Genomic DNA, 22,250 nt, shown 5'->3' with positions numbered 1-22,250 from the left:
GAGGGGTTATGGGATCACTATTCGATGATCAACGAATACAACGATTGTGTACCCGTTTACTGGATGAACAGAGCAGTAATGGGGTGCTTTTGGAGAGTGCGTATAGCCGAGAGTTACTCGTCCTGCTGCAAGCTGTTGATGGGGTTAGGCCGGTGGGGCGTAGTGCACGTTATCGACTGACACCTGAAGGTACGACCTATATCACGCAACAGTTAGCCCTTGTGGTGCCTGCGCAAGCCAATAAACAGGCACAGTTACAAGCCCTGGGCGTCACTTTACCTGCCGAGCTCAATCAAGCCACGTTTAATGCGCTTTGGTATGGCGATAGTAAGCGGGGGCAGAAGGAGGATAAGCCCGGCTCCTGTGAGATTGCGTTAACGCAAGATGAAGTGATCCGCTTGCGCACCCTTCATCCCCTTCGCTTGGTGGATGAGCAGGGGGACGTACATGACATGACACTGGGTCAGCGGTTATTGGGAGAGGTGATGCTACCAGAGCGGGCGATGAATCGTCTTCGGGCGATTGATTGGCAAGGAAGCTGGGTCATCACAGTCGAGAACAAAGGGGCATTTATTGATTACCCATTGCAGGCAGAGCAGCTGCTGTTATACACGCCCGGTCGTAATACGTCGCTGGCTAAAAGAGTGATCCCATTGTTGCCGGCCGGCGTGCGGTGGGCCCATTTTGGCGATCTCGGTCAACGGGGGATTGATATTGCGCTGGAGCTAGCGGCCTCTTTGGCTCTCCCGCCTTATCTCTGGCTGCCTAAGCAGGTAGCACGCTACGTTGCTCCTTACGGGATGCCTGTTGTGACACAAGGTGAGGAGGGGAGAGGCAAGATTGGGTGGCGACAAGAGTCAGGCAAGACACCCGTTTGGCTCGACGTTCTGAATGTGCTTGCGGGCTCTGGGCGTTGGCTAGAGCAGGAGTCGTTAGTGCTCGCCCCCGATTGGCAGCCATGGTTGCTGGCTGAATAAGCGTGCAATTGGCGCCAATCTATCAGTCGAATGATGCCAAGCTCAGCCCCCCTGATATGACCCATTACGCCATCATCATCTCCTCTTTTACCCTTACTCTTGGGTGGGGGGTGGGCTTTGAATTGGCACCCGGCGTTTGAGGGTGCGGCTCACATAATGCAAGCCACACTGATAGTCGCCCGTAATGGCCTTGAGCGCCAAGGTCAGCGCTTGGTGCGCCAGCGCGTCATGTTGTTGGGGCAGGGAGTTGATGCCAAACGGGAGAAAATCGAGTAGCCGATCATCACCGAAGGTGGCCATTGCCAGCTGGCTCACCTCGGTAGCGTGGTCGTGCGTTTGCGCTAGCAGGTAGTCGAGCACGCCTTCCATCAGGATGTAGGAAGTGGCGATCAAGGCGTGTGGCAGGTGGCCCAATTGCTGGTGCAAGGTTTTGATCAGCTGATACCCCTCGGCGCGAGAAAAGTGCTGACCTTCACACAGGTAGCGGGTGGCGGGGTGGTTAGCCACGGCCTGTGCAAAGCCCGCTTTGCGCTCTTGGCTGATGGTCAGGGCTGGCAGAGCCGTGATCAGCGCGATGTGGGCGATAGCAGGGGTGAGCAAAGAGGCGGTGAGATCATGGCAGGCCTTCTGATTTTCACTGGCCACCGTGACAAATTTGTCGGGGGCCATGGCCCGATCCACCGCCAACACCGGTATGCCGTGCCCGTGGAGGTGTTGATAAAAGGGGTCCTCGGGCGGCAGGCAGCTGGCCACCAGCAGGGCATCCACATGGCGGCTGGCCAGCATCTGGGCCAGCTCTTTTTCGGTGTCAGGTTCATCTTCCGAACAGACGATCAGCAGCTGATAGCCTTGGGCTCGCGCCCCTTGTTCAAGGCGCTTAGCGAGCTTGGCGTAACTGGCGTTTTCAAGATCAGGCAGGATAAAGCCGAGGGTTTTGGTCTGGCCACCGCGCAAGGAGGCGGCGCGGCTGTCGGGCTGGTAGTTATGGGCGGTGACGACGGCCATCACCTTGTCCCGGGTGGCTTGGCTGATCCGGTATTGGTCGGCCTTGCCATTGATCACGTAGCTGGCCGTGGTGCGCGAGACACCAGCGAGGGCGGCGATTTCATCCAGTTTCATCATAGTGGCTCTGCTTGCGTTACCAGGCCCGCGTACCCTGCCAAGGGGAGGCACTGAAAAATGTGCGCGGGATCATATCATTGACAGCGCTCTGTTGTCGGGACTTGCACAACGAGCTGAAACGATTCAGGCTTAGCTTAAGTGAAACGATTCAGCTTGTCAGCAAGCAGCGATAAATAGCAGCGAGGTCACGGGAAGCGTGCGGCGCTGCTCGTTATTTGGGCTATGGTCAGCTGATGCCGTATCAGCATCTATCAATGTGATGTGCCACCGGCCATGTGGGCCGCTGGACGCAGAGGGAGAACCTGTATGTTGAAGTTGGAAGCGACCCACATTTTGCTTGGCCAGACGGTCACCACCAAGGCCGAGGCGATAGCCCTGCTGGCCGATAAACTGACCGAGGCGGGTCTGGTCGCGGCGGACTATGTCGATGGCATGCTGGCCCGCGAAGCGCAGCAAGCGACCTATCTTGGCAGCGGCATCGCCATTCCCCACGGCACCACCGACACCCGGCATCTGGTCAACCGTACCGGCGTCATGGTGGCCCAGTTCCCCCACGGCATTGCGTGGGATGAGGGACAGATCGCCTATATTGCCATCGGGATTGCCGCCAAGTCTGATGAGCATTTGGCCATTTTGCGCCAGCTGACCCATGTGCTGGGGGACGAGCAGGCCGCCGCTCAATTGCAAGGAGCCACCGATGCCGAGACCATCATCCACATCCTGACTGGCGCCACGGCCGCCAAGGCGGTGCAATACCTCACCTTGGCTGATTTTCCGGCCGAGGATCGGGATCAGCTGCTGCTGGGGGCGGCGGCGCGTGCGAAGTCTGCGGGCTGGGGCGACGCTGCCATGGTGAGCATCCTGCTGGCAAGCGAACCGGCCTATCTGGGCGAGGGGATCTGGCTGGCACGGGCGCAAGCCGCCCAGAGCGGTTGGGTGTTGGCCACCCCGAGCCATGCCCTTAGCTCAGGTGAACGACCAGTCAGTGCGCTGTTGCTGCTGTGCGCTGCCGATGGGGGCTATCTACCACAACTCGAGAATCTGGCCAAATTGGCGGACGCCGATCAGCTTGCCACCCTTGTTGGCAGCGACGGGCTGGCCATGTTGCAGGCGGGGCCTGCCAGTGGTTTAGCCGAGACCTTCACCATCCTGAACCCCCATGGCTTGCACGCCCGCCCCGGCGCCATGCTGGTCAAGGTAGCCAAAGAGTATGAGGCCGATATTCGGGTTGCCAATCTTGATGGCAGCGGTGAGGCGGTCTCTGCCAAGAGCCTGATGAAGGTGATTGGACTGGGGGTCAAGTGCGGGCACCGGCTGGCTTTTCGTGCAGAAGGGGCGGATGCCGAAGCGGCGCTCAAGGGGATCGGTGTGGCCATCGCCGCAGGTCTGGGTGAGGGGACACACTGATGGAGATCATCACCCTCACCCTCAATCCTGCGCTGGATCTCACAACGGGCTTGGCTGCGCTGGCGCTCGGTGAGGTGAACTTGGTCAGCGAGGCTAACCTGCGGGCGGCGGGCAAGGGGATCAACGTGGCCATGGTGCTCAGCGATCTGGGTCGTGACGTGGGGGTTAGCGGCTGGCTGGGGGCCGATAACCAGCAGAGCTTTGTCGCTTTATTTGCCGAGCGTGAGCTTGCGGATCACTTTGTTCGCGTGGCAGGCAGTACACGGATCAACGTCAAGATCTCCGAACAGTCAGGCCGAGTGACCGATGTTAACTTGCCAGGACTCACCATTGAGAACGACGCGGTGAGCGCGTTGGAGCAGACCCTCGATGCACTGGCACCCGAAGTCGAGTGGTTTGTCCTCGCCGGTAGCCTGCCCAAAGGAGTAGATCCTGACTACTGCGGCCAGCTGATCCGCCAGCTCAAAGCCAAGGGGAAGCAGGTTATTTTCGATTGCAGCGGCGCGGCCTTCAGCGAAGGGATCAAGGCGGCACCGACCTTGGTCAAACCCAATCTGGAGGAGCTTGCACAGTGGGCAGGCCGTCCGATCAAGACCTTAAGCGAGCAGGCCGAGTGTGCCCGCCAGCTTCAGGCGCGCGGGATCACGCATGTGGTGATCTCCAATGGCGCGGACGGCGTGATCTGGTTTACCCCTGACGCCATATGGCAGGCTATTCCACCCCCCATGACCGTCGTCAGTACGGTCGGTGCCGGCGATTCACTGGTCGCGGGGCTGGCCCATGGGCTTAGCCTTGGCTGGGCGCCAGAGCAGACCTTGCGCCTTGCTACCGCAGTATCAGCCCTGGCTGTGAGTCAGGTTGCCGTCGGTTTTGATGATCAGGCGGCATTGGCCCCACTACTGGAACAGGTACGTGTGCAGTCGCTGGACGTGGCTGCCATCCATTCTCATTCCCAATCCATCAAGCACTCAGGAGATGCCCAATGAAAGCAATTCTGGTTACGGCTTGCCCAGCGGGCATTGCCACCAGCTTTCTCGCTGCAAAACGAATAGAACAGCAGGCCAAGCTGGCAGGCTGGGAGCTCACCCTTGACGTTGGCGCGAGCATGTCGCCCCGCCAAGCACCCAGCGTGGAGCAGATTGCTGCTGCCGAGCTGGTGCTGGTGGTTGCCAGTGCCCCAGTCGATCTGGCGGCCTATGATGGCAAGCCGCTCTATCAGGGCAGCATGGATCTGGCGCTGCAAGACCCTGCGGCCTTGTTGGCTGCCGCCACCCGCGGGGCCAGTGTCTACCGCCATCCCGTGACATCGCCCGCAGCTACTGAGGCCGTCGCCCCAGCGGCAGCGGGTAAGCGCATCGTGGCGGTGACCGCCTGCCCAACTGGGGTCGCTCATACCTTTATGTCGGCCGAAGCGCTAAAGAGCATGGCTAAACAGTTGGGGTATCAGATCCGAATCGAGACCCAAGGCTCAGTGGGAGCCCAAGATGCCCTGACGGCAGAGGAGATTGCCGCCGCTGATCTGGTGTTTTTGGCGACCGACATTGAGGTGGCGATGGCCCGTTTTGATGGTAAGTCGGTTTATCGCACCAGCACGGGGGCGGCCCTGAAGAAGACCCGCGCCGAGCTCGACAAGGCGTGGCACGAGGCAACGCTGTATCGCCATAGGGGCGCCAGCCAACCGAAAACAGAGGAAAAAGCAGGCCCCTACAAGCACTTGTTGACCGGCGTATCCTTTATGCTGCCGATGGTGGTGGCGGGGGGGCTGATTATCGCGCTCTCGTTTATTTTCGGTATTGAGGCATTTAAAGAGGAGGGCACGCTGGCTGCTGCGCTGATGAAGATCGGCGGTGGCTCGGCCTTTGCCCTGATGATCCCGCTGTTGGCGGGGTACATTGCCTACTCCATCGCCGATCGCCCGGGCCTTGCCCCTGGCATGATCGGTGGGATGCTGGCCAGCTCGCTGGGTGCGGGTTTCCTCGGCGGCATAGTGGCCGGTTTCTTGGCCGGCTACAGCGCTAAGTTCATCAGTGACAAGCTGCGGTTGCCGGTGACCTTGGACGCCCTCAAACCGATCCTCGTCATTCCACTGGTTGCCAGCTTGTTCACGGGCCTAGTGATGATCTATGTGGTCGGCGGCCCAGTAGCAGACATCATGAAAGCCTTGACCGTGTTTCTGAACAACATGGGGTCTGCTAACGCCGTGCTGCTCGGCGTCATCATCGGTGCCATGATGTGTTTCGATTTAGGCGGGCCAGTGAACAAGGCCGCATACGCCTTTGGGGTCGGTCTACTTGCCTCTAAAACCTACGCCCCGATGGCGGCGGTGATGGCGGCAGGGATGGTGCCTGCGCTGGGGATGGGCATTGCGACCTTCCTAGCCCGTGCCAAGTTCATTAAGGCGGAGCAGGAAGCTGGTAAAGCCTCGTTTGTGCTGGGGCTGTGCTTTATCTCTGAAGGGGCCATCCCATTTGCGGCTAAAGACCCGATGCGGGTGATCCCAGCCTGCATGGCCGGCGGGGCGCTGACGGGGGCCCTCTCGATGCTGTTTGGCTGTGAGCTGGTTGCTCCTCACGGTGGCCTGTTTGTGCTCTTTATCCCCCATGCGATCAGCAATGTGCTGATGTATGTGGTGGCGATCGCCGCAGGTTCAGCGCTGACAGGGGTGGCGTATGCCATGATCAAGCCCAGTGATGCATCGGCCAACTCGGCAATGGTGTGATACAGCACCATTGTGATTCAGTGATAAACAACAAGGCGACCTGCGGGTCGCCTTGTTGTTAGATGGAATGTGGTGCGCTTAGAAATCCCACCCCTGTGGTGCTTGCAGCTCATCTTGGCCACTGTTGTGGGGGCTATCGTGTTGATTCTCTTGAGCCTTGCGGCGTGCCGTTTCAACCCGCGCTTTACGGCCACGGCATAGCCGCATCACCTCTTGCTGCTGAGCTGGCGTCATCGTAAGCCAGTTAAAGCGTTCCTCGCGGTTGCGCAGACACCCCTTGCAGTAGCCTTTATTGTTCACTTCACAGACACCGATACAGGGACTCTGGAGTGGGAAGATTTCAAGTTGTTCCATCTCTCTCCTTTGGCTTCAATGCCACCTTGTCCAAGCCATCAGCAGTGCTAAGTGATTGCCGCTTTGGTGTGGTGCATGCGGCAGTCTATATGGCGTGCCGCCGGTCGGCATGTAGTGGCTACGTAAACGGTCCAAGGGGGGCTGAGCTGAGCATGGAAAAAGGCCCACAGAGTGGGCCCTTGATGTGTGCATAGCATGATCGCAAGCCCCTATTTTCGTTCTGGGGTCCGACCGATGATCTCGGCAGGAAGGTCACCGTTATCCTGCTCTAGGATCACGTCAAATCCCCAGAGTTGATGAAGGTGCTTGAGCACTTCATGGCGCGAGTCGCCAAGGGGGATGCGATTGTGGGGGACATAGCGCAAGGTCAGCGATCTATCTCCCTTCACCGCAACGTTATAGACCTGAATGTTGGGCTCCAAATTACTGAGGTTGTACTGGGCTGACAGAGTATTGCGTACCTGGCGGTAGCCCTCGTCATTGTGGATGGCGCCAACTCTCAGGTAGTTTTTCAGATCGTCATCATCAATGGCGAACAGCTTCATGTCTCGCATCACTTTCGGGCTTAAGAACTGGCTGATAAAGCTCTCATCCTTGAAGTTTTGCATGGCAAAGTGGAGGGTTTCGACCCAGTTGCTACCGGCATAATCGGGGAACCAGTATCTGTCCTCCTCGGTGGGGTTCTCGCAGATGCGGCGCAGGTCGGTAAACATGGCAAACCCCAGCGCATAGGGGTTGAGTCCAGAGTAGTAGCGGCTGTTGTAGGCCGGTTGATAGACCACGTTGGTGTGGCTGTGCAGCACCTCCATCATAAACCTATCGCTCAGCTTACCCTCGTCATAGAGGTGGTTGAGGATGGTGTAGTGCCAGAACGTTGCCCATCCTTCATTCATCACTTGGGTCTGTTTCTGTGGGTAGAAATATTGGCTGATCTTGCGCACGATCCGCACGATTTCACGTTGCCAAGGTTCCAGCAACGGGGCGTTTTTCTCGATGAAGTAGAGAATGTTTTCTTGGGGTTCAGCGGGGTAGCGTCTGTCCTCCACCCCCGCAGCTTTATGTTGCTTGGGCAGGGTACGCCACAGCTCGTTAACTTGGGTTTGCAGGTAATCTTCTCGCGCCTTCTGCCGCCGTTTCTCCTCAGCCATCGAGATCTTTTGCGGCCGTTTGTAGCGGTCTACGCCAAAGTTCATAAGGGCATGGCAGGAGTCTATCAGCTGTTCTACCGCCTCAATGCCGTGTTTCTCCTCACATTCGGTGATGTAGTGCTTGGCAAACAACAGATAGTCGATGATGGAGGAGGCGTCGGTCCAGGCTTTGAACAGATAGTTGTTCTTGAAAAACGAGTTGTGGCCATAGCAGGCGTGAGCCATTACCAGCGCCTGCATCGGCATGGTATTCTCTTCCATCAGGTAGGCAATGCAAGGGTCTGAGTTGATCACAATCTCGTAGGCCAGCCCCATCTGGCCACGCTTGTAGTTGCGTTCGGTATGGATAAAGCGCTTGCCGAACGACCAATGTTGATAACCGATGGGCATACCAACGCTGGAATAGGCATCCATCATCTGTTCCGCGGTGATCACCTCGATCTGGTTGGGGTAGGTATCCAACTGGTAGATTTTGGCAACGCGGGCGATCTCCTGGTGATAGGTCTCCAGCAGATCGAAGTTCCAGTCAGGGCCGTCACCGAGCGGTGCTCTACGTTTTTCAGTTTCGATCATGTGACCTCCTTATGCCGCTTGCTTTTTGAACAGTTCGCGGAACACCGGATAGATATCCTCGACCCTGCGAATATGCTCCATCGCAAAGTGGGGGAACTGGCTGGCCACCGATTCGTACTCGTGCCACAGAGTCTGATGGGCACGGGTAGTGATCTCGATGTAGGAGTAATAACGGACTCGCGGCATGATGTCGCGCACGAGGATCTCTTTGCACTGTGGCGAGTCATCGGCCCAGTTATCGCCATCTGATGCTTGTGCTGCGTAGATGTTCCACTGATTGGCGGGATAACGTTCAGTGATAATGTCATCCATCATCTTGAGCGCACTTGACACGATAGTGCCGCCGGTCTCTTGGGAGTAGAAAAACTCGTGCTCGTCTACCTCCTTGGCTTGAGTGTGGTGGCGGATGTAAACCACCTCGACGTTCTTATACGTGCGGCTCAGGAACAGATAGAGCAGGATATAGAAACGCTTAGCCATCTCCTTGGTGGCTTGGTCCATAGAGCCCGAGACGTCCATCAGGCAGAACATCACCGCCTGACTGGAAGGGACGGGCCGTTTGACGAAGTTGTTGAATTTGAGATCGAAGGTGTCGATAAAGGGGACTGCGTCGATCCGCCGTTTCAGCTCGCGGATCTCCTTCTCGAGCTGCGCTATTTCGGCAAAGTGTTCGTTGGGATCGGTGGCCAGCAGGGCCAGCCGATCTTCCAGTTCATGCAGTTGGCGTTTCTTGCCCGCTTGCAGCGCCATGCGCCGCGCCAGCGAATTTTGCAGGGAACGCACCACGTTGATGTTGGCGGGCACCCCGTTTGAGGTGTAGCCCGCCCGATAGGTTTTCACCTCCATCAGCTGATTGAGCTGGGTTTTCTGCAGCCTGGGCAGTTCCAGATCTTCAAACAGCAGATCGAGATACTCATCTTTGGAGATCTGGAACACGAAATCATCGGCCCCTTCCCCCTGATTGGAGGCTTGTCCTTCACCAGCCCCTTGTCCGCCGCCCCCTCCTTTGGGGCGGTCAATCTTGTCGCCGGAGACGAACTGGTCATTGCCGGGATGCACCATCTCCCGCTTGCCGCCGTGCCCCTGATGAAAATGGGGCTCGCCGATATCTTTGGTCGGGATGCTGATGCTTTCGCCCTTGTCTACGTCCTGAATGCTGCGCTTGGAGACAGCATCCGAGACCGCTTGTTTTATCTGCTTCTTGTAGCGGCGGATGAAGCGCTGCCGATTGACAGCGCTTTTGTTTTTGCCGTTGAGCCTGCGGTCGATAAAATGCGCCATAACTCCCCCTTGAACCGTCAGGGTCAGGATGACTTGCGTACCCTGAGATACCATTCGGAGAGCAGACGCACCTGTTTACGGGTGTAGCCTTTCTCCATCATCCGTTCGACAAAGTTATCGTGCTTCTTCTGCTCCTCGGCTGAGGTTTTGCTGTTGAAGGAGATAACTGGCAGCAGCTCTTCCGTGTTCGAGAACATTTTCTTCTCGATCACGGTGCGCAGCTTCTCGTAACTGGTCCAGTTGGGGTTACGGCCTGCATTGTTGGCCCGGGCACGCAGCACAAAGTTGACGATTTCGTTGCGGAAATCTTTCGGGTTGCTGATCCCGGCGGGTTTTTCGATTTTCTCCAGCTCGCTGTTGAGGGACGCACGGTCAAACAGCTGGCCGGTTTCGGGATCACGGTACTCTTGATCCTGGATCCAGAAGTCGGCGTAGGTGACGTAGCGATCGAAGATGTTCTGACCGTACTCGGAGTAGGACTCGAGATAGGCGGTCTGGATCTCCTTGCCGATGAACTCCACGTAGCGTGGGGTCAGGTAGCCCTTGATGAACTCAAGGTAGCGATCGTGCAGCTCTTGCGGGAACTGCTCTCGCTCGATCTGCTGCTCCAGCACATAGAAGAGGTGCACCGGGTTGGCGGCAACCTCCGCGTGGTCGAAGTTGAAGACGCGGGAAAGGATTTTGAACGCAAAGCGGGTAGAGAGACCATTCATTCCCTCGTCCACGCCCGCGTAGTCACGATACTCCTGATAGCTTTTAGCCTTGGGATCGGTGTCTTTGAGGCTTTCGCCATCATAGACTCGCATCTTGGAGTAGAGGCTGGAGTTTTCCGGCTCTTTCAGCCGTGACAACACCGAGAATTGCCCTAGTAGCTCAAGGGTGCCTGGGGCACATTTTGCCTCGGTCAGTTCACTGTTAATCAGCAGTTTTTCGTAGATCTTCACCTCTTCCGACACGCGCAGGCAGTAAGGCACCTTGACGATATAAACTCGGTCGAGAAAGGCTTCGTTGTTCTTGTTGTTGCGGAATTGCTGCCACTCGGATTCGTTGGAGTGGGCTAGCAGAATGCCGTCAAAGGGGAGGGCGGAGAGACCCTCGGTACCGTTGTAGTTCCCCTCTTGGGTTGCAGTCAGCAGCGGGTGCAGCACCTTGATCGGCGCCTTGAACATCTCGACAAATTCCATGACCCCTTGGTTGGCTTTACATAAAGCGCCGGAGTAGGAATAAGCGTCAGCATCATCTTGGGCGAAATGCTCTAGCATGCGGATGTCGACTTTACCCACAAGGGAGGAGATGTCTTGGTTGTTATCATCGCCCGGTTCGGTTTTGGCGATAGCAATCTGATCCAAGATAGAAGGGCTAACCTTCTCTACCTTGAACTTGGTAATGTCGCCACCAAATTCATGCAGCCGTTTCGCGGCCCAAGGGGACATAATAGGGCGCAAGTAGCGGCACGGGATGCCGTACTCTTTTTCTAGGATCTCACCATCCTCTTCGATATCGAATAGACAGAAGGGGTGATCGTTGACCGGTGAACCCTTGATACGATAGATGGGCACTTTCTGCATTAAGGATTTGAGCTTCTCTGCCAGCGAGGATTTGCCGCCGCCAACGGGGCCCAGCAGATAGAGGATCTGTTTCTTCTCCTCCAGTCCTTGGGCGGAGTGTTTGAGGTAGGAGACGATCTGCTCGATGGCCTCTTCCATCCCGTAGAAGTCCTTGAAGGCGGGATAGCGTGCCACGACGCGGTTGGAAAAAAGTCTGCTTAATCTGGGATTGGCGGAGGTATCCACCATTTCAGGTTCGCCAATGGCGGTTAACAGACGTTCGGCAGCGGAGGCATAGCAAGATTTATCTTGCTTACACATATCCAGAAACTCCTGGATGCTGTACTCCTCTTCCCTGGCTTTCTCATATCGCTGTTGGTAATGCTCGAAGATGCCCATAACTTTGCCCTCGTTATAGTCGCTTACCCTGAAAAAGAGTGGATCACTGTTTTTGTTCTGTATCCTTTTAAAGCCTAGTCAACAGTACCCAGTAGTCCATCCCTAATTTGCTTGATGACATTGTGAAGAAACCAGCCCGATCCTTGTGCGGGAGGCCAGTCAGCAACATTGCTATGTTACTGACTGCTAAATTATTTTTGCCATGACAGTGAGGTAAATGTCAAAGACATAAACAATAAAAGTTTATTGGCGAATCAAAATCGTCAATGTGGCGAAAGCGATGAAAAGCAAAGCTGAGGCTTGGCGTGGGTTGTTGAGATTATCGATAAAAATGTTTTTATGTTAACGTAAGCGTAATTTTCATTTTTTAGGTTTTAAACTCTAATTTTTACATTGACGCTACATTTTGGCTCCACTAAATTGGCCCTGTGCAATCTATGAGCCGTTCTAGCAAGAGTGCGGTTTATAGTTGTACGAAGCTCTGTTTAAGCACGTTTCCGTTGGCTTGACCCTCGCAACTGCGAGGGTCTTCTTTTTTCAACGCCATGCGTAAATAGTTGTGAAGTTTACGTTAACGTAATGGTGGTGCTTGTTTGAACGTTATTGATATACGCGGGTAACCGCCTGCAGCACGGTGGCAAAAGGTTGCGTTGTTAATTGGCCGAAGCCTGCCAATGATTTGGCACTGACACGGTGGGTCATGGGAGTACTGATACCACATAAGAACCGAGCTAGCCCTCGCGCATCTTGGCAGCCTGTTTTGGCAACAAAGGGGTCGCACCAAGTACGCAGTGTTTCATTATTGGGCAGGGTCAGTGGCGGTAGCGAGGGGAGCGTAGCCACTTGTCCTCGGCATACCGAGCAGTGACCACAGCGGGCAGGCGCCGCAGTATCAGCAAAATAGTGAGCTAGACGGTGGCTTAGGCAGTGAGGTGAGGTAAAAAAGTCGAGCATGGTCGCGAGTCTAGCCAGTTCACTCTGCTCTTTTTGTAAGAACAAGCCATGCAGGGCAGCCGCTTGCTGTGGGCCGTCCCATTCAGGTGTGACAACGCGATAAACCTCGGTCATCTGTTTGCTTTCCAGTTCGATCCAGCCTTGCTGTTGCAGGTAGTCAAGGGCTGCTACCGCCCGTTGTCGTTCGCCTTGATAACGCTGCCAAAGGGCATCGAAATCCATTGTGCACCAGCTGCGAGCTTGGGGGGCACAGGCAAATAGCTCGGTCAGGAAGGTTTGCCGAGTGGGATGGAAGTGGCTGAGGATCTCGCCTTTTTTCAGCACAAATTTGAAGCGGTAGTCGGCGTAATAGCTGTATGCGGGGCTGATGATGCCTGCGATCTCCAAGTAGACCAGCAAGGTTTTCAGCGGCAGGGGGCGGATATTCGTGTCGCTCGCGAGCTGAGATAGAGTGAACTCCCACTCAGTGCCGCTCTGTTTGATGAGGATGAGTAGGTGCGTGATAGCACTGAGATCGGGTGTGTCGCCGTAGACAAAATTTTCCAACACCGGTAATTGCGCCTGATGGGCAAGCACCACACAGCGGGCGGCTTGGCCATCCCGGCCGGCGCGACCAATCTCTTGACTGTAGTTTTCAATGGATTTGGGCAGATCGTAATGGATGACGCGACGAATATCGGCTTTGTCGATACCCATCCCAAACGCGATGGTGGCGACAATGCAATCGACGCGACCTACCATGAAATCCTGCTGGATCTGACTACGCAATGGGGCGCTCAGCCTCGCATGGTAAGCCTGAGCCTTGAGTCCTTGTCGGGTCAACATCTGGGCGCAGGATTCTGCTGTCTGTTGTAACGTCACGTAGACGATAGTAGGGGCAGTGGGATCTTGCATCAAGGTTTTAGTCAGCCACTGCTCCCGTGCTGCTGGCTGCAAGGGAACAACCGCGAGGTCGAGATTTGCGCGGTAAAACCCCGTCACAATCACCCCATTTGATGGGATGTCGAACTTGTTTTGCATGTCGCGGATGACCGCGGGAGTGGCGGTCGCCGTCAGCAACACTACCTGCGGGATCGCCAATGCGTGGCGATAATGCGGCAGTTTGAGGTAATCAGGGCGAAAGTTGTGTCCCCATTCCGAGATACAGTGTGCCTCATCTACCACCAGCAGTGACAGGGGGATCTGCTGGATAAAACGGCGAAAACGCTCGTTTTTAAGGCGCTCCACCGAGACCATCAAGACCTTGAGTTGACCCTCTCGCGCCTGCTGCATCACATGATGACTCTGCTCTGCACTTTGGCTGGAATCGAGTGTCGCGGCGGGGATCCCCTTGTGTGTGAGAAACGCCAGCTGATCGTGCATTAAGGCGAGCAAAGGAGAGATAACCAAGGTGAGGTGGGGCAGCGCAATAGCTGGCAACTGATAGCAGAGCGATTTACCGGAACCGGTAGGGAAAATTGCCACTGCGCTTTGCCCCGCTAATAACCGTGTCATCACCGCTTCTTGCCCAGGCCGTAAATCAGTAAAGCCAAAGTGGCGACGTAGCAGAGTAGGGATCATGGTCGGTCTCCTTGGCAAGAGAGAGGCGCATTAGGTAAGCGCCTTGTTTTGCGGTAGCAGGGTGTGTTGATTAAATATACAAGCATGGTTGGTTGCGCCATTGTTGTAGCTATGTTGCGGTTTTTTGTGGGGTAAAAAGGATATTTTTTGGTGATTCTATAGAAAAAAAACGCGCTGGATGGGATATTCCCTGTCGCAATCTGGTCGTAACAGGACGAGCTCGATAGAAAGCTTGCCATTTTGCTTCAATTGGGGTCTTTGCACCCACATCAGGATTGCAGAGAGGACTCATGATTCATGCACTTTGTGCGTAGGAACTATTTGATGACACAACAACACCCCCTTCTTCGGCTGGTCAATGGCACCAGTTTAGTTAGCCAGATCTTAGTTGGTCTGGTGCTTGGTATTTTGCTGGCGTTTTTTGCCCCTGAGTGGGCCAAAACTGCCAGTTTATTAGGCAACCTGTTTGTCGGTGCACTTAAAGCGGTGGCCCCGTTGTTGGTGTTCGTGCTGGTAATGGCCGCGATCATTGGCCACAAGCAAGGACAGAAGACCAATATTCGGCCACTGCTTGTGCTGTATCTTTTTGGCACTTTTTCTGCTGCTGTGGTGGCGGTTATTGCCAGTTTTTTGTTCCCGTCAAACCTTCATCTGGTTGCCAACACCGCTGAGATCACACCACCTGGTGGGATCACCGAGGTATTACAAACCCTGTTATTTAACGTGGTAACAAACCCAGTCAAGGCGTTGATTGAGGCAAATTACATCGGTATTTTGGCATGGGCGATTGGTTTGGGGCTGGCGATGCGTCACGCTAACGAGAGCACCAAGGCGCTGATCACCGACCTGTCTCATGGGGTATCGGCGATCGTGAAAGTCATCATTCGCTGTGCGCCGTTGGGGATCCTCGGGCTAGTCGCTGCCACGTTAGCCGAAACGGGTTTCGATGCGTTGTTAGGGTATGCCCAGCTGCTGATGGTATTAATCGGTAGCATGCTGTTCATCGCTTTCGTGGTGAATCCGCTGATCGTCTTTTGGAAGATCAAACGCAACCCTTATCCGTTGGTACTGACCTGCCTGAAAGAGAGTGGTGTGACTGCCTTCTTTACCCGTAGCTCTGCTGCCAATATTCCGGTCAACATGGCGCTGTGCGAAAAGTTGCGTCTGCCGGAAGATACCTATGCTGTCTCCATCCCGCTCGGGGCCACCATTAACATGGCAGGTGCCGCTATCACTATTACCGTGCTCTCTATGGCGGCGGTACATACCCTGGGTATGGAGGTCGATCTGGCTACGGCGGTGTTGCTCTCGGTGGTGGCGACCATCAGCGCCTGCGGTGCGTCCGGCGTAGCTGGCGGTTCTTTACTGCTGATCCCGCTGGCATGCAGCCTGTTTGGCATCAGCAACGATATCGCCATGCAGGTTGTGGCGGTGGGCTTCATCATCGGGGTTTTGCAGGATTCTGCTGAAACGGCACTTAACAGCTCGACGGACGTGCTGTTTACGGCGGCGGCCTGTATTGCTGATGATCAAACCCTGCCGGATACAATCCCTATGACCCGTAGTGACGTCTGAGCAAGATGGCGGCGGCGCACTAGCGCCTCTTTTTGACCGCATTATTTTCTGACAATCCGAAACCAGCGTGGCTGGTTTCGGATTTTTTGTTTGAACCTCGAGGGGATCCGGTAGGGGCAACACGTCGCGCGTTCGATGTCGCCCATCGTTTTTCTCGGTTTGCTGCGATCTGATTGAACTTGGCATACTGTCTCGGCTGCGCCACTGCTCATGTCAGAGTCAGTGCGCTGGTGTGCCCTGTTATTCGATCCTGATCTTGTGAGGAAGAGTGAATGAAATTTATTGGTGCGCACGTGAGTGCTGCTGGGGGCGTGGAGCAGTGTATTGCGAGAGCCCAAGCGATCGGTGCTAACGCCTTTGCCCTGTTTACTAAAAACCAGCGTCAATGGCAGGCTCCGCCCTTGTCAGAAGCGACCATCCGTGCCTTTAAGCAGGCTTGTGAGCAGGCGGGATTTACACCTCAACAGATCCTGCCCCACGATAGTTACTTGATCAATTTGGGTCATCCAGATCCTGAAGGATTGGCTAAATCTCGTGATGCTTTTTTAGATGAGATCCGGCGTTGCGAGCAGTTGGGGCTCTGTTATCTCAATTTTCATCCCGGCAGCCATCTTAAGCAGATCCCAGAGGCTGCGAGCCTTGCGCTGGTGAGTGAGTCCATTAACTGGGCCCTAGAACGCAGCCAAGGCGTGACGGTCGTGATTGAAAATACGGCGGGGCAGGGCACCAATCTAGGTTGGTCATTTGAGCACCTAGCGACCCTGATCGCGGGGGTAGAAGATAAAAGCCGAGTCGGTGTTTGCTTCGATACCTGCCATGCTTTTGCCGCTGGTTATGATCTGCGTACCGCGCAATCCTGTGCCGCCGTTTTTGCAGATTTTGAGCAAATTGTTGGTTTTCAATATCTTAAGGGGATGCATATAAATGGTGCCAAATGCACCTTTGGTAGTCGCGTTGATCGTCATCACAGCCTACGGGAAGGTAATTTGGGGGAGGCTGTGTTTCAACACATCATGAATGATCCCCGCTTTGATGGGATTCCGCTGATCCTAGAGACCATTGATGAATCGATCTGGGGGGATGAGATCTGCTGGTTACGCAGTTTGGCTAGCTCCTAGTGGTAGTCGTGTTTAACGCCCTCAATCGGTGAGAGGACGTAAATAGGAGGGCTGTGCTCGACAAAATGCTAAGAAGCGGCGCAGGGTGGCAGAGTGATACTTTTGCCGATGCCAGATCAGCGAAAGTTGGCGTGGGTAGCGCTTGGTCAGGGGCAGGGCGACCAAGCGCCCAGCTTGTAACCGATCCGAGACGGCTAACCGCGAGATAAAGGTCAGCCCCAAGCCTTGCTCGACGGCTAGCATCACGGCCTCTAAGGTGTTGAGCTCCAGTCCTAGGGTCCAACTTGGGAGCGTTGGCTGGAGTTGCCGCTCAAATTGTTCTCGGCTGCCGGATTGCGCTTCCCGCAAGACCCAGCGCTCTCCCCCTAGGTGGGCAAGCGTGAATGGGGCCGCATTGGCAAGTCTGTGGCCTGGTTGTGCCACTACCAACATTTCGTCCTCTAGCCATGGTTCATTTATCAGGTCTGGGTGGTGGTTTTCACCCTCGATCAGGGCCAAATCCAGTTCAAACTGGGCTAAGGCATGGCACAGCAGATGGGTATTGGTGATGGTCACCTTGGGCGGCAGGCCTAGTTGCTGCTTGCTGCTGGCGAGTAGGGTTGGCAGCAGGTAGTTACCGATAGTCTGACTCGCTCCTAGTTTTAGCTGGCTACTGGGTTCTGCCTCTGGCCGAAATAGGTTTTCAATATCCTGCATTCGCGTGAGTATCTCTTCGGCGGCAGGTTGCAGTAATCGCCCTTCGCTGTTGAGTTGTAATCGTGGGTGAATGCGATCAAAGAGTGGTGTTGCAAGTTGCCGTTCGAGCTCTTGTAGGGCTTGCGATACCGCGCCCTTACTTAAACACAGTTCGTTGGCGGCAAGCCCTAGATTGCCGTTGCGGGCGATAGCGGCGAACACTTTTAGTTGCTGCAGCGTCAGCTTCATTTTGTTTAGTTATCCTTAACACCACATTTAATTCATTTAGATATCATAAACAATGTTCGCTGCTTATCCTATGGTCATTGTCATCCAAATGAGAGGTGCCACCATGATCGCCAGAACTCGTCAATCCTTAGGCAAAGCCCCGACCCCCATGGCGGGACTGGCATTAGGTATTGCTAGCCTCGGATGGTGTTGGGAGAATGCGGGCCCTTTTGAAGGGCGTGTGCAGTTGCTGGGTGCAGCCATCGCATCGGTATTGCTGCTAATCCTCACTTTTAAGTTTTTGCTGCATCCCCGATTGCTGTTGCAAGATCTTGCGCATCCCGTCGTCGGTAGCGTGGTGCCCACCTATGCCATGGGGACCATGGTGGTTTCCAAAGCTGTCGGTACGTTTGCGCCACAAGCCGGTGTTGCTCTCTGGTTGTTTGCTGTCGCCTTGCACGTGCTGTTTTTAGCCACCTTCATATGGCACCGCGCAAAAGCATTTGAAATCCACCATATGGTGCCCAGCTGGTTTGTCCCACCAGTGGGGATCATCGTGGCGGATGTCGCCTTTCCGGGTGGTGTTTTTGCGCCCTTGGCCCATGGCCTGCTTTGGTTTGGCATCAGTTGTTACGGTGTGATGCTGCCATTGATGCTTTATCGTCTTATCTTCAGTCACGAAGTACCCGATGCCGCCAAACCCACTATCGCTATTCTTGCTGCCCCTGCTAGTCTCTCGCTGGCTGGTTATCTGACCGTTACTCAAACACCATCACTGCTGTTGGTGGCGGTGCTGCTGGGGATTGCTATTTTGATGACCGGTATTATTTATCTGGCATTTATCAAACTACTTCAGCTGCCTTTTTCCCCCGGTTATGCCGCCTTTACGTTCCCATTGGTGATCGGTGCGACGGCCCTGTTCAAAGTCGCGCAGTGGGTGGACAGCTTTGCCTTAGCTGATCGCTATGCTGAGCAAATCCGAGTGTTGGCTTATGCAGAGCTCGGTGTGGCGACCGTGATCGTCGGCTATGTTGCGTTGCGTTACCTCATGTTTTTTATACCAGCGTCAGTGGATCGTCTCCCGAAAATTTGGGGGGCTCATCAGTAGCGTTTTCCTGTTCTCAGATTGCAGGCAGCGACATAAAAGCATCACGTTTTAGCAATGCCCAGACTATCGCCATCCTCAAGCGAGCAGAGTCTGGCTCACCGAGTCCTAGATGTTGCCGCGAGGATAACATCAGCTCTGCAACCTTTTACAGGTGGAGCCTCAAATTAGGTGGCTTGGATGATAAGTATTGAACGCCGTTATTTTGGGATAGACATCGAGGAAAATGTGCTTTCGCCCAAGAGTAGGCTGGGCTGATAACTTTTTAGTCAATGAAGCCTATGTGGCAGAGCTGTACACAGCCAAAATATCATTCACTCTGTGAGTGACACTGTATCCTCTAGAGATCGTTCTCGTTGCGGCTTGGCTAATACTAAGACGAGTCTGTTTATCCGCTCGTAGCCAATAATTGACAATCGCAGCCATATCATGAACTTGGCCTGGCTCGACTAGCCAGCCATTTACTTTGTGATCAATGAGTGTGACCAACCCACCCACGGCAAAAGAGCAGACGGGGATGCCATGGGCCATCGCCTCAAGAGCCACTAGAGGTAACCCTTCAAATCGGGATGTGATACAGAGCAAGTCGATATGCTGCCACTCATCCTTCATCTGGCTGAAACCATGAAAAGAGACTCGGTCACTATAGCGCTTAGACAATAGACCACGTTGTGGCCCATCCCCGTAAAGGTGGAACTCCCCCTCTTGGCAAAGCGCCGCTAACTGACAAAAGCTTTCTGGACCTTTTTCTGGGGATAAGCGACCGACAAACGCAATATGATTGCCAGTTAGCAGAGCGCCAGCTGAGGGCAGAGGAACAAAGTTACTAATGACGGTACTGGGGTGTGGCAATTTATGGGCAATGGGATCACTGACTGCAATACATGTTGCAAAGCGCGCGGTTGCACGATCGAGCCAACTGTATAGTGTTAGCCACCCAGTACCATCGTCGCCGCTATGAAAGGTAGACACCACCGATTTGCCGCTACACCATGCGGTGAGACGTCCGAGAATCCCTGCTTTGTAGCCATGGGTGTGCAGCAACATCCCATCAGACCTGCGCGCAATGGATTTCATAAAGTCAATGCTGTTACGACAAATTCTGTAGGGTAAGCCCTGCTGCTGGAGCAATGAAATAAACGGGGTATCGCCATGATCGTCCACTAAAACGATGACGGGTTTTAATCCCTTAGCAATCAATTCACGGGCCAGATGTGTGACATGTACTTCAATGCCGCCCACATCTCTGGCATCGATGGCTAGCCAGATCTCATGTGTAGATAACATATCTTATGTCCTTTGCTGGGCGTAACATGCTGCTCACACGGGCCAAGAGCAGACTACTATCTGCACATTGCTAGGCGGCTGAAACAGGAGGATAAGCCAGTAGCAGCAATGTCATATCATCAAGGTCGGCCGATGAACTACGTTCATCAAACCAGTTCGCGATGCGTTGTGCCTGCTGATCCAAACTGGATTGAGAGGTAAGACAAATCGCCTCTAGCTGACGCTCTCGTTGTTGACGCTCTGCTGGGTCTCGGCTCTCCAATAGACCATCCGTCCAAAACAGTAATCGTTCTCCCGGCTTTAGCTGTAGCTGATTGGTCGCAAAATCGGGTGCAGGCTGCAAGCCAGGTAAAGGGCCAATTTCTCCGATTTGGTGTATCCCTTCTGCGTTAATCAGCCAAGGGGAAGGATGACCCGCACTGGCCCATCTCACCCAGCCTTGTTCGCCAAGCTCAATACAAAGAATGGTCAGTAAGGTCGAACCTAGGAGAGGATCGCTATACACGGCTGTGGAAAACGCTGTAAGTAGGCGAGCCGGATGCTGCTGCTCGCTCTGTGCAGCAAGCAAGCCTCGCAGATAACCAGCATACGCATGAGCAAAGAATTTGGCTTGTGTGTCATGTCCCATCACATCGCCTAGCCACAACACAGGCCCCTTCACCAGTAAGAAATCACCACCACCGACTGCGGCAGCGCGAGTCTGTAATGCCAGCTGGTAGCCATTAATCGTTGAGGCTGGCAGTAAAGGGCGTAATGCTGATGTCATCTGCCGATCTAGCTTTGCTCCCCACTGCGCTTTAAGTTGAACGGAACGTTGTAATACCCTCGCAACAGCCAATAACAAGGCCTGCTTGGTGATTGGCTTCACGAGAAAATCATCGATACCTAACGCACCTGCCCGACTTTGAGTCCACTGATCTTGATGACCTGTGAGAAAAATAAAAGGCACCCCTCCCATTCGAGAGTCCTTCATCAGCTTTTGACGTAAATCGAAGCCATCAATTCCCTCCATTTCAATATCGGAAAGCACCAAGGCTGGTGGCTGACGGCCAAGCGTCAATAGTGCAGTCTGTGGATCTGCATAAGACTCCACTCGATAAGCACCACTTAAGTAACCCTCTAGTAAAGTACGCATTACCTTGTCATCATCTATTACTGCGATGATAGGAGGCTCATAAGCATTACCACGAGGACGTAAAACAACCCTATTTCGCTCTGCCTGACGGCTGAAATGAACTTCATCAAACAGCTTGTGCACCAACGCTAAGCCATAGCCACCTTCTTGAAGCTCATCAGGTAGCGGCATGGCCGCCAACGTGGGTTGGGGTCCACCATCATCTTCCAGCAGTAACATGATCCCTTGTGCATCTTGCTGTAGCGTGACCCAAATCTGTGTTGCTGGGGGAGTGGCGTGTCTGACTATATTGGTCGCAAGCTCACTGAAACAAAGTTGCCAGTTCGCGTGTTCTGCAGGAGGGATCCGTAACAAAGCTAATCCTTGAGCAAGTCTGTTACGCAGTTCGCGTACTGACTGTAACGTTGCTGGCGCGCAACGCTGCCAATCATTCATAGGTTTTCCTCGTTAGATCCGATAATTGAGTAAAATGCTACGTTTACACCAACGCTTGAGCCACTCTGTTAATCGATTGCTCGGTAATCGATCTAATTCACGTAAAATCTCACTCACCAACCTCGGATTAAATTTGTCATTAAATACAGCCCCGACTAGGTTTGCCTCTACACGCCTTAATTTATCAACCGCGCTCTGTACTTGAGTGGTGGATGTGATCCCTGCCAGCACCACCAACAGCGTGGCTTCAGTGATGCTGCAGACCAGATCAGCGGGGATGTTGCCTCTATTGATGGCATTAAGTGATGAGGTATCAACAATGACCACATCATACTGCTCTAGCCATTTAGCTAGTAGTTGCCCTAATGTCTCTTTGTTACGAAACGCCATCAGCTCCTTACTGGGGGCAGGGATAAGTGCTAATGAACGGCCATACGCTATCGGTTTAGGCACATCATGGGGACCCCATGGTTCGGACGTAACCTGCACGGGATGGTAAAGATTAAGGTCGACTAAGAGAGCCCTACGCCCATCAACTTCTGCACGTCGAGCAAGTGCGTTACAGATAGTGCTAGTCCCTTCCCCTCCTTCAGCAGACGTCACCGCTAAAGAACGGATTCCACGGGCCAATGTTGCGGCGTAGAGAGACTC

The 22,250-nt window shown here is 54.4% G+C and carries 17 protein-coding genes and 1 pseudogene; 8 read left to right on the top strand and 10 right to left on the bottom strand.

Features of this window, described 5'->3' with window-relative positions; genetic code table 11:
* Positions 1–8 precede the first annotated feature (8 nt).
* Positions 9–977, top strand: a complete 969-nt coding sequence (locus CUC53_RS00160) for a Wadjet anti-phage system protein JetD domain-containing protein (protein WP_100292286.1) — start codon at positions 9–11, stop codon at positions 975–977.
* A gap of 93 nt (positions 978–1,070) precedes the next feature.
* On the opposite strand, the gene cra is transcribed toward CUC53_RS00160, so the two are convergent.
* Positions 1,071–2,099: a catabolite repressor/activator gene (cra, locus tag CUC53_RS00155; protein WP_167386635.1), complete on the bottom strand. Its 1,029-nt coding sequence runs from the start codon at positions 2,097–2,099 to the stop codon at positions 1,071–1,073.
* Positions 2,100–2,405: 306 nt separating this feature from the next.
* Between cra and fruB the strand changes: the two genes are divergently transcribed.
* The 3 genes from fruB to CUC53_RS00140 are packed head-to-tail and all read left to right on the top strand — an operon-like array spanning position 2,406 to position 6,225.
* On the top strand, positions 2,406–3,506 hold the full coding sequence (fruB, locus tag CUC53_RS00150; RefSeq protein ID WP_100292285.1) for a fused PTS fructose transporter subunit IIA/HPr protein: 1,101 nt from the start codon (positions 2,406–2,408) through the stop codon (positions 3,504–3,506).
* Positions 3,506–4,492: a 1-phosphofructokinase gene (gene pfkB, locus CUC53_RS00145; RefSeq protein WP_100292284.1), complete on the top strand. Its 987-nt coding sequence runs from the start codon at positions 3,506–3,508 to the stop codon at positions 4,490–4,492. Before fruB ends, pfkB begins: the two co-directional genes overlap by 1 nt.
* Positions 4,489–6,225 (top strand): PTS fructose-like transporter subunit IIB, encoded by a 1,737-nt coding sequence (locus tag CUC53_RS00140; RefSeq protein ID WP_100292283.1) that lies wholly within the window; start codon positions 4,489–4,491, stop codon positions 6,223–6,225. The genes pfkB and CUC53_RS00140 overlap by 4 nt, the downstream gene beginning before the upstream one ends.
* Before the next feature lie 78 nt (positions 6,226–6,303).
* Here CUC53_RS00140 and CUC53_RS00135 read toward each other — a convergent pair whose 3' ends face one another.
* The 5 genes from CUC53_RS00135 to CUC53_RS00115 form a co-directional block, all read right to left on the bottom strand.
* A complete protein-coding gene (locus CUC53_RS00135; RefSeq protein ID WP_100292282.1) occupies positions 6,304–6,579 on the bottom strand; it encodes a DUF1289 domain-containing protein in 276 nt (91 codons plus the stop codon).
* Positions 6,580–6,788: 209 nt separating this feature from the next.
* Positions 6,789–8,300, bottom strand: a complete 1,512-nt coding sequence (locus CUC53_RS00130) for a SpoVR family protein (protein ID WP_100292281.1) — start codon at positions 8,298–8,300, stop codon at positions 6,789–6,791.
* A gap of 9 nt (positions 8,301–8,309) precedes the next feature.
* A complete protein-coding gene (locus tag CUC53_RS00125) occupies positions 8,310–9,581 on the bottom strand; it encodes a YeaH/YhbH family protein (RefSeq protein ID WP_100292280.1) in 1,272 nt (423 codons plus the stop codon).
* Between the two features lie 23 nt (positions 9,582–9,604).
* Positions 9,605–11,527, bottom strand: coding sequence for a PrkA family serine protein kinase (locus tag CUC53_RS00120; protein WP_100292279.1), 1,923 nt, complete (start codon positions 11,525–11,527; stop codon positions 9,605–9,607).
* A 600-nt stretch (positions 11,528–12,127) separates the two neighbouring features.
* Positions 12,128–14,041: a RecQ family ATP-dependent DNA helicase gene (locus CUC53_RS00115; protein WP_100292278.1), complete on the bottom strand. Its 1,914-nt coding sequence runs from the start codon at positions 14,039–14,041 to the stop codon at positions 12,128–12,130.
* Between the two features lie 324 nt (positions 14,042–14,365).
* Between CUC53_RS00115 and sstT the strand changes: the two genes are divergently transcribed.
* Complete coding sequence (gene sstT / locus CUC53_RS00110; RefSeq protein ID WP_100292277.1) at positions 14,366–15,616, top strand: serine/threonine transporter SstT; 1,251 nt, start codon at positions 14,366–14,368, stop codon at positions 15,614–15,616.
* Positions 15,617–15,888: 272 nt separating this feature from the next.
* Positions 15,889–16,734, top strand: coding sequence for a deoxyribonuclease IV (nfo, locus tag CUC53_RS00105; RefSeq protein WP_100292276.1), 846 nt, complete (start codon positions 15,889–15,891; stop codon positions 16,732–16,734).
* A 21-nt stretch (positions 16,735–16,755) separates the two neighbouring features.
* Here the strand turns inward: nfo and CUC53_RS00100 are convergent, their stop codons facing one another.
* Positions 16,756–17,658, bottom strand: a complete 903-nt coding sequence (locus CUC53_RS00100; RefSeq protein ID WP_100292275.1) for a LysR substrate-binding domain-containing protein — start codon at positions 17,656–17,658, stop codon at positions 16,756–16,758.
* A gap of 103 nt (positions 17,659–17,761) precedes the next feature.
* Between CUC53_RS00100 and CUC53_RS00095 the strand changes: the two genes are divergently transcribed.
* Entirely contained in the window at positions 17,762–18,745 is a 984-nt protein-coding gene (locus tag CUC53_RS00095) for a TDT family transporter (RefSeq protein WP_100292274.1), read from the top strand.
* Positions 18,746–18,777: 32 nt separating this feature from the next.
* A pseudogene (locus CUC53_RS18945) lies at positions 18,778–18,924 on the top strand (transposase); the annotation flags it as partial.
* A 97-nt stretch (positions 18,925–19,021) separates the two neighbouring features.
* Here CUC53_RS18945 and CUC53_RS00085 read toward each other — a convergent pair.
* The 3 genes from CUC53_RS00085 to CUC53_RS00075 form a co-directional block, all read right to left on the bottom strand.
* The gene (locus CUC53_RS00085) at positions 19,022–20,029 is read right to left on the bottom strand and encodes a glycosyltransferase family 4 protein (RefSeq protein WP_100292273.1); all 1,008 of its coding nucleotides are present in this window, start codon (positions 20,027–20,029) and stop codon (positions 19,022–19,024) included.
* Positions 20,030–20,099: 70 nt separating this feature from the next.
* Entirely contained in the window at positions 20,100–21,599 is a 1,500-nt protein-coding gene (locus CUC53_RS00080; protein ID WP_100292272.1) for a SpoIIE family protein phosphatase, read from the bottom strand.
* Between the two features lie 12 nt (positions 21,600–21,611).
* Positions 21,612–22,052, bottom strand: a complete 441-nt coding sequence (locus tag CUC53_RS00075) for a P-loop NTPase family protein (RefSeq protein WP_236757830.1) — start codon at positions 22,050–22,052, stop codon at positions 21,612–21,614.
* Between the last annotated feature and the right edge of the window lie 198 nt (positions 22,053–22,250).

Origin of the sequence: Aeromonas cavernicola (assembly GCF_002795305.1) — a bacterium.
GTDB classification, from domain to species: Bacteria; Pseudomonadota; Gammaproteobacteria; order Enterobacterales; family Aeromonadaceae; genus Aeromonas; species Aeromonas cavernicola.
The sequence above is the reverse complement of the archived record's forward strand: the minus strand, read 5'-3'. Positions and strand labels throughout refer to the sequence as shown.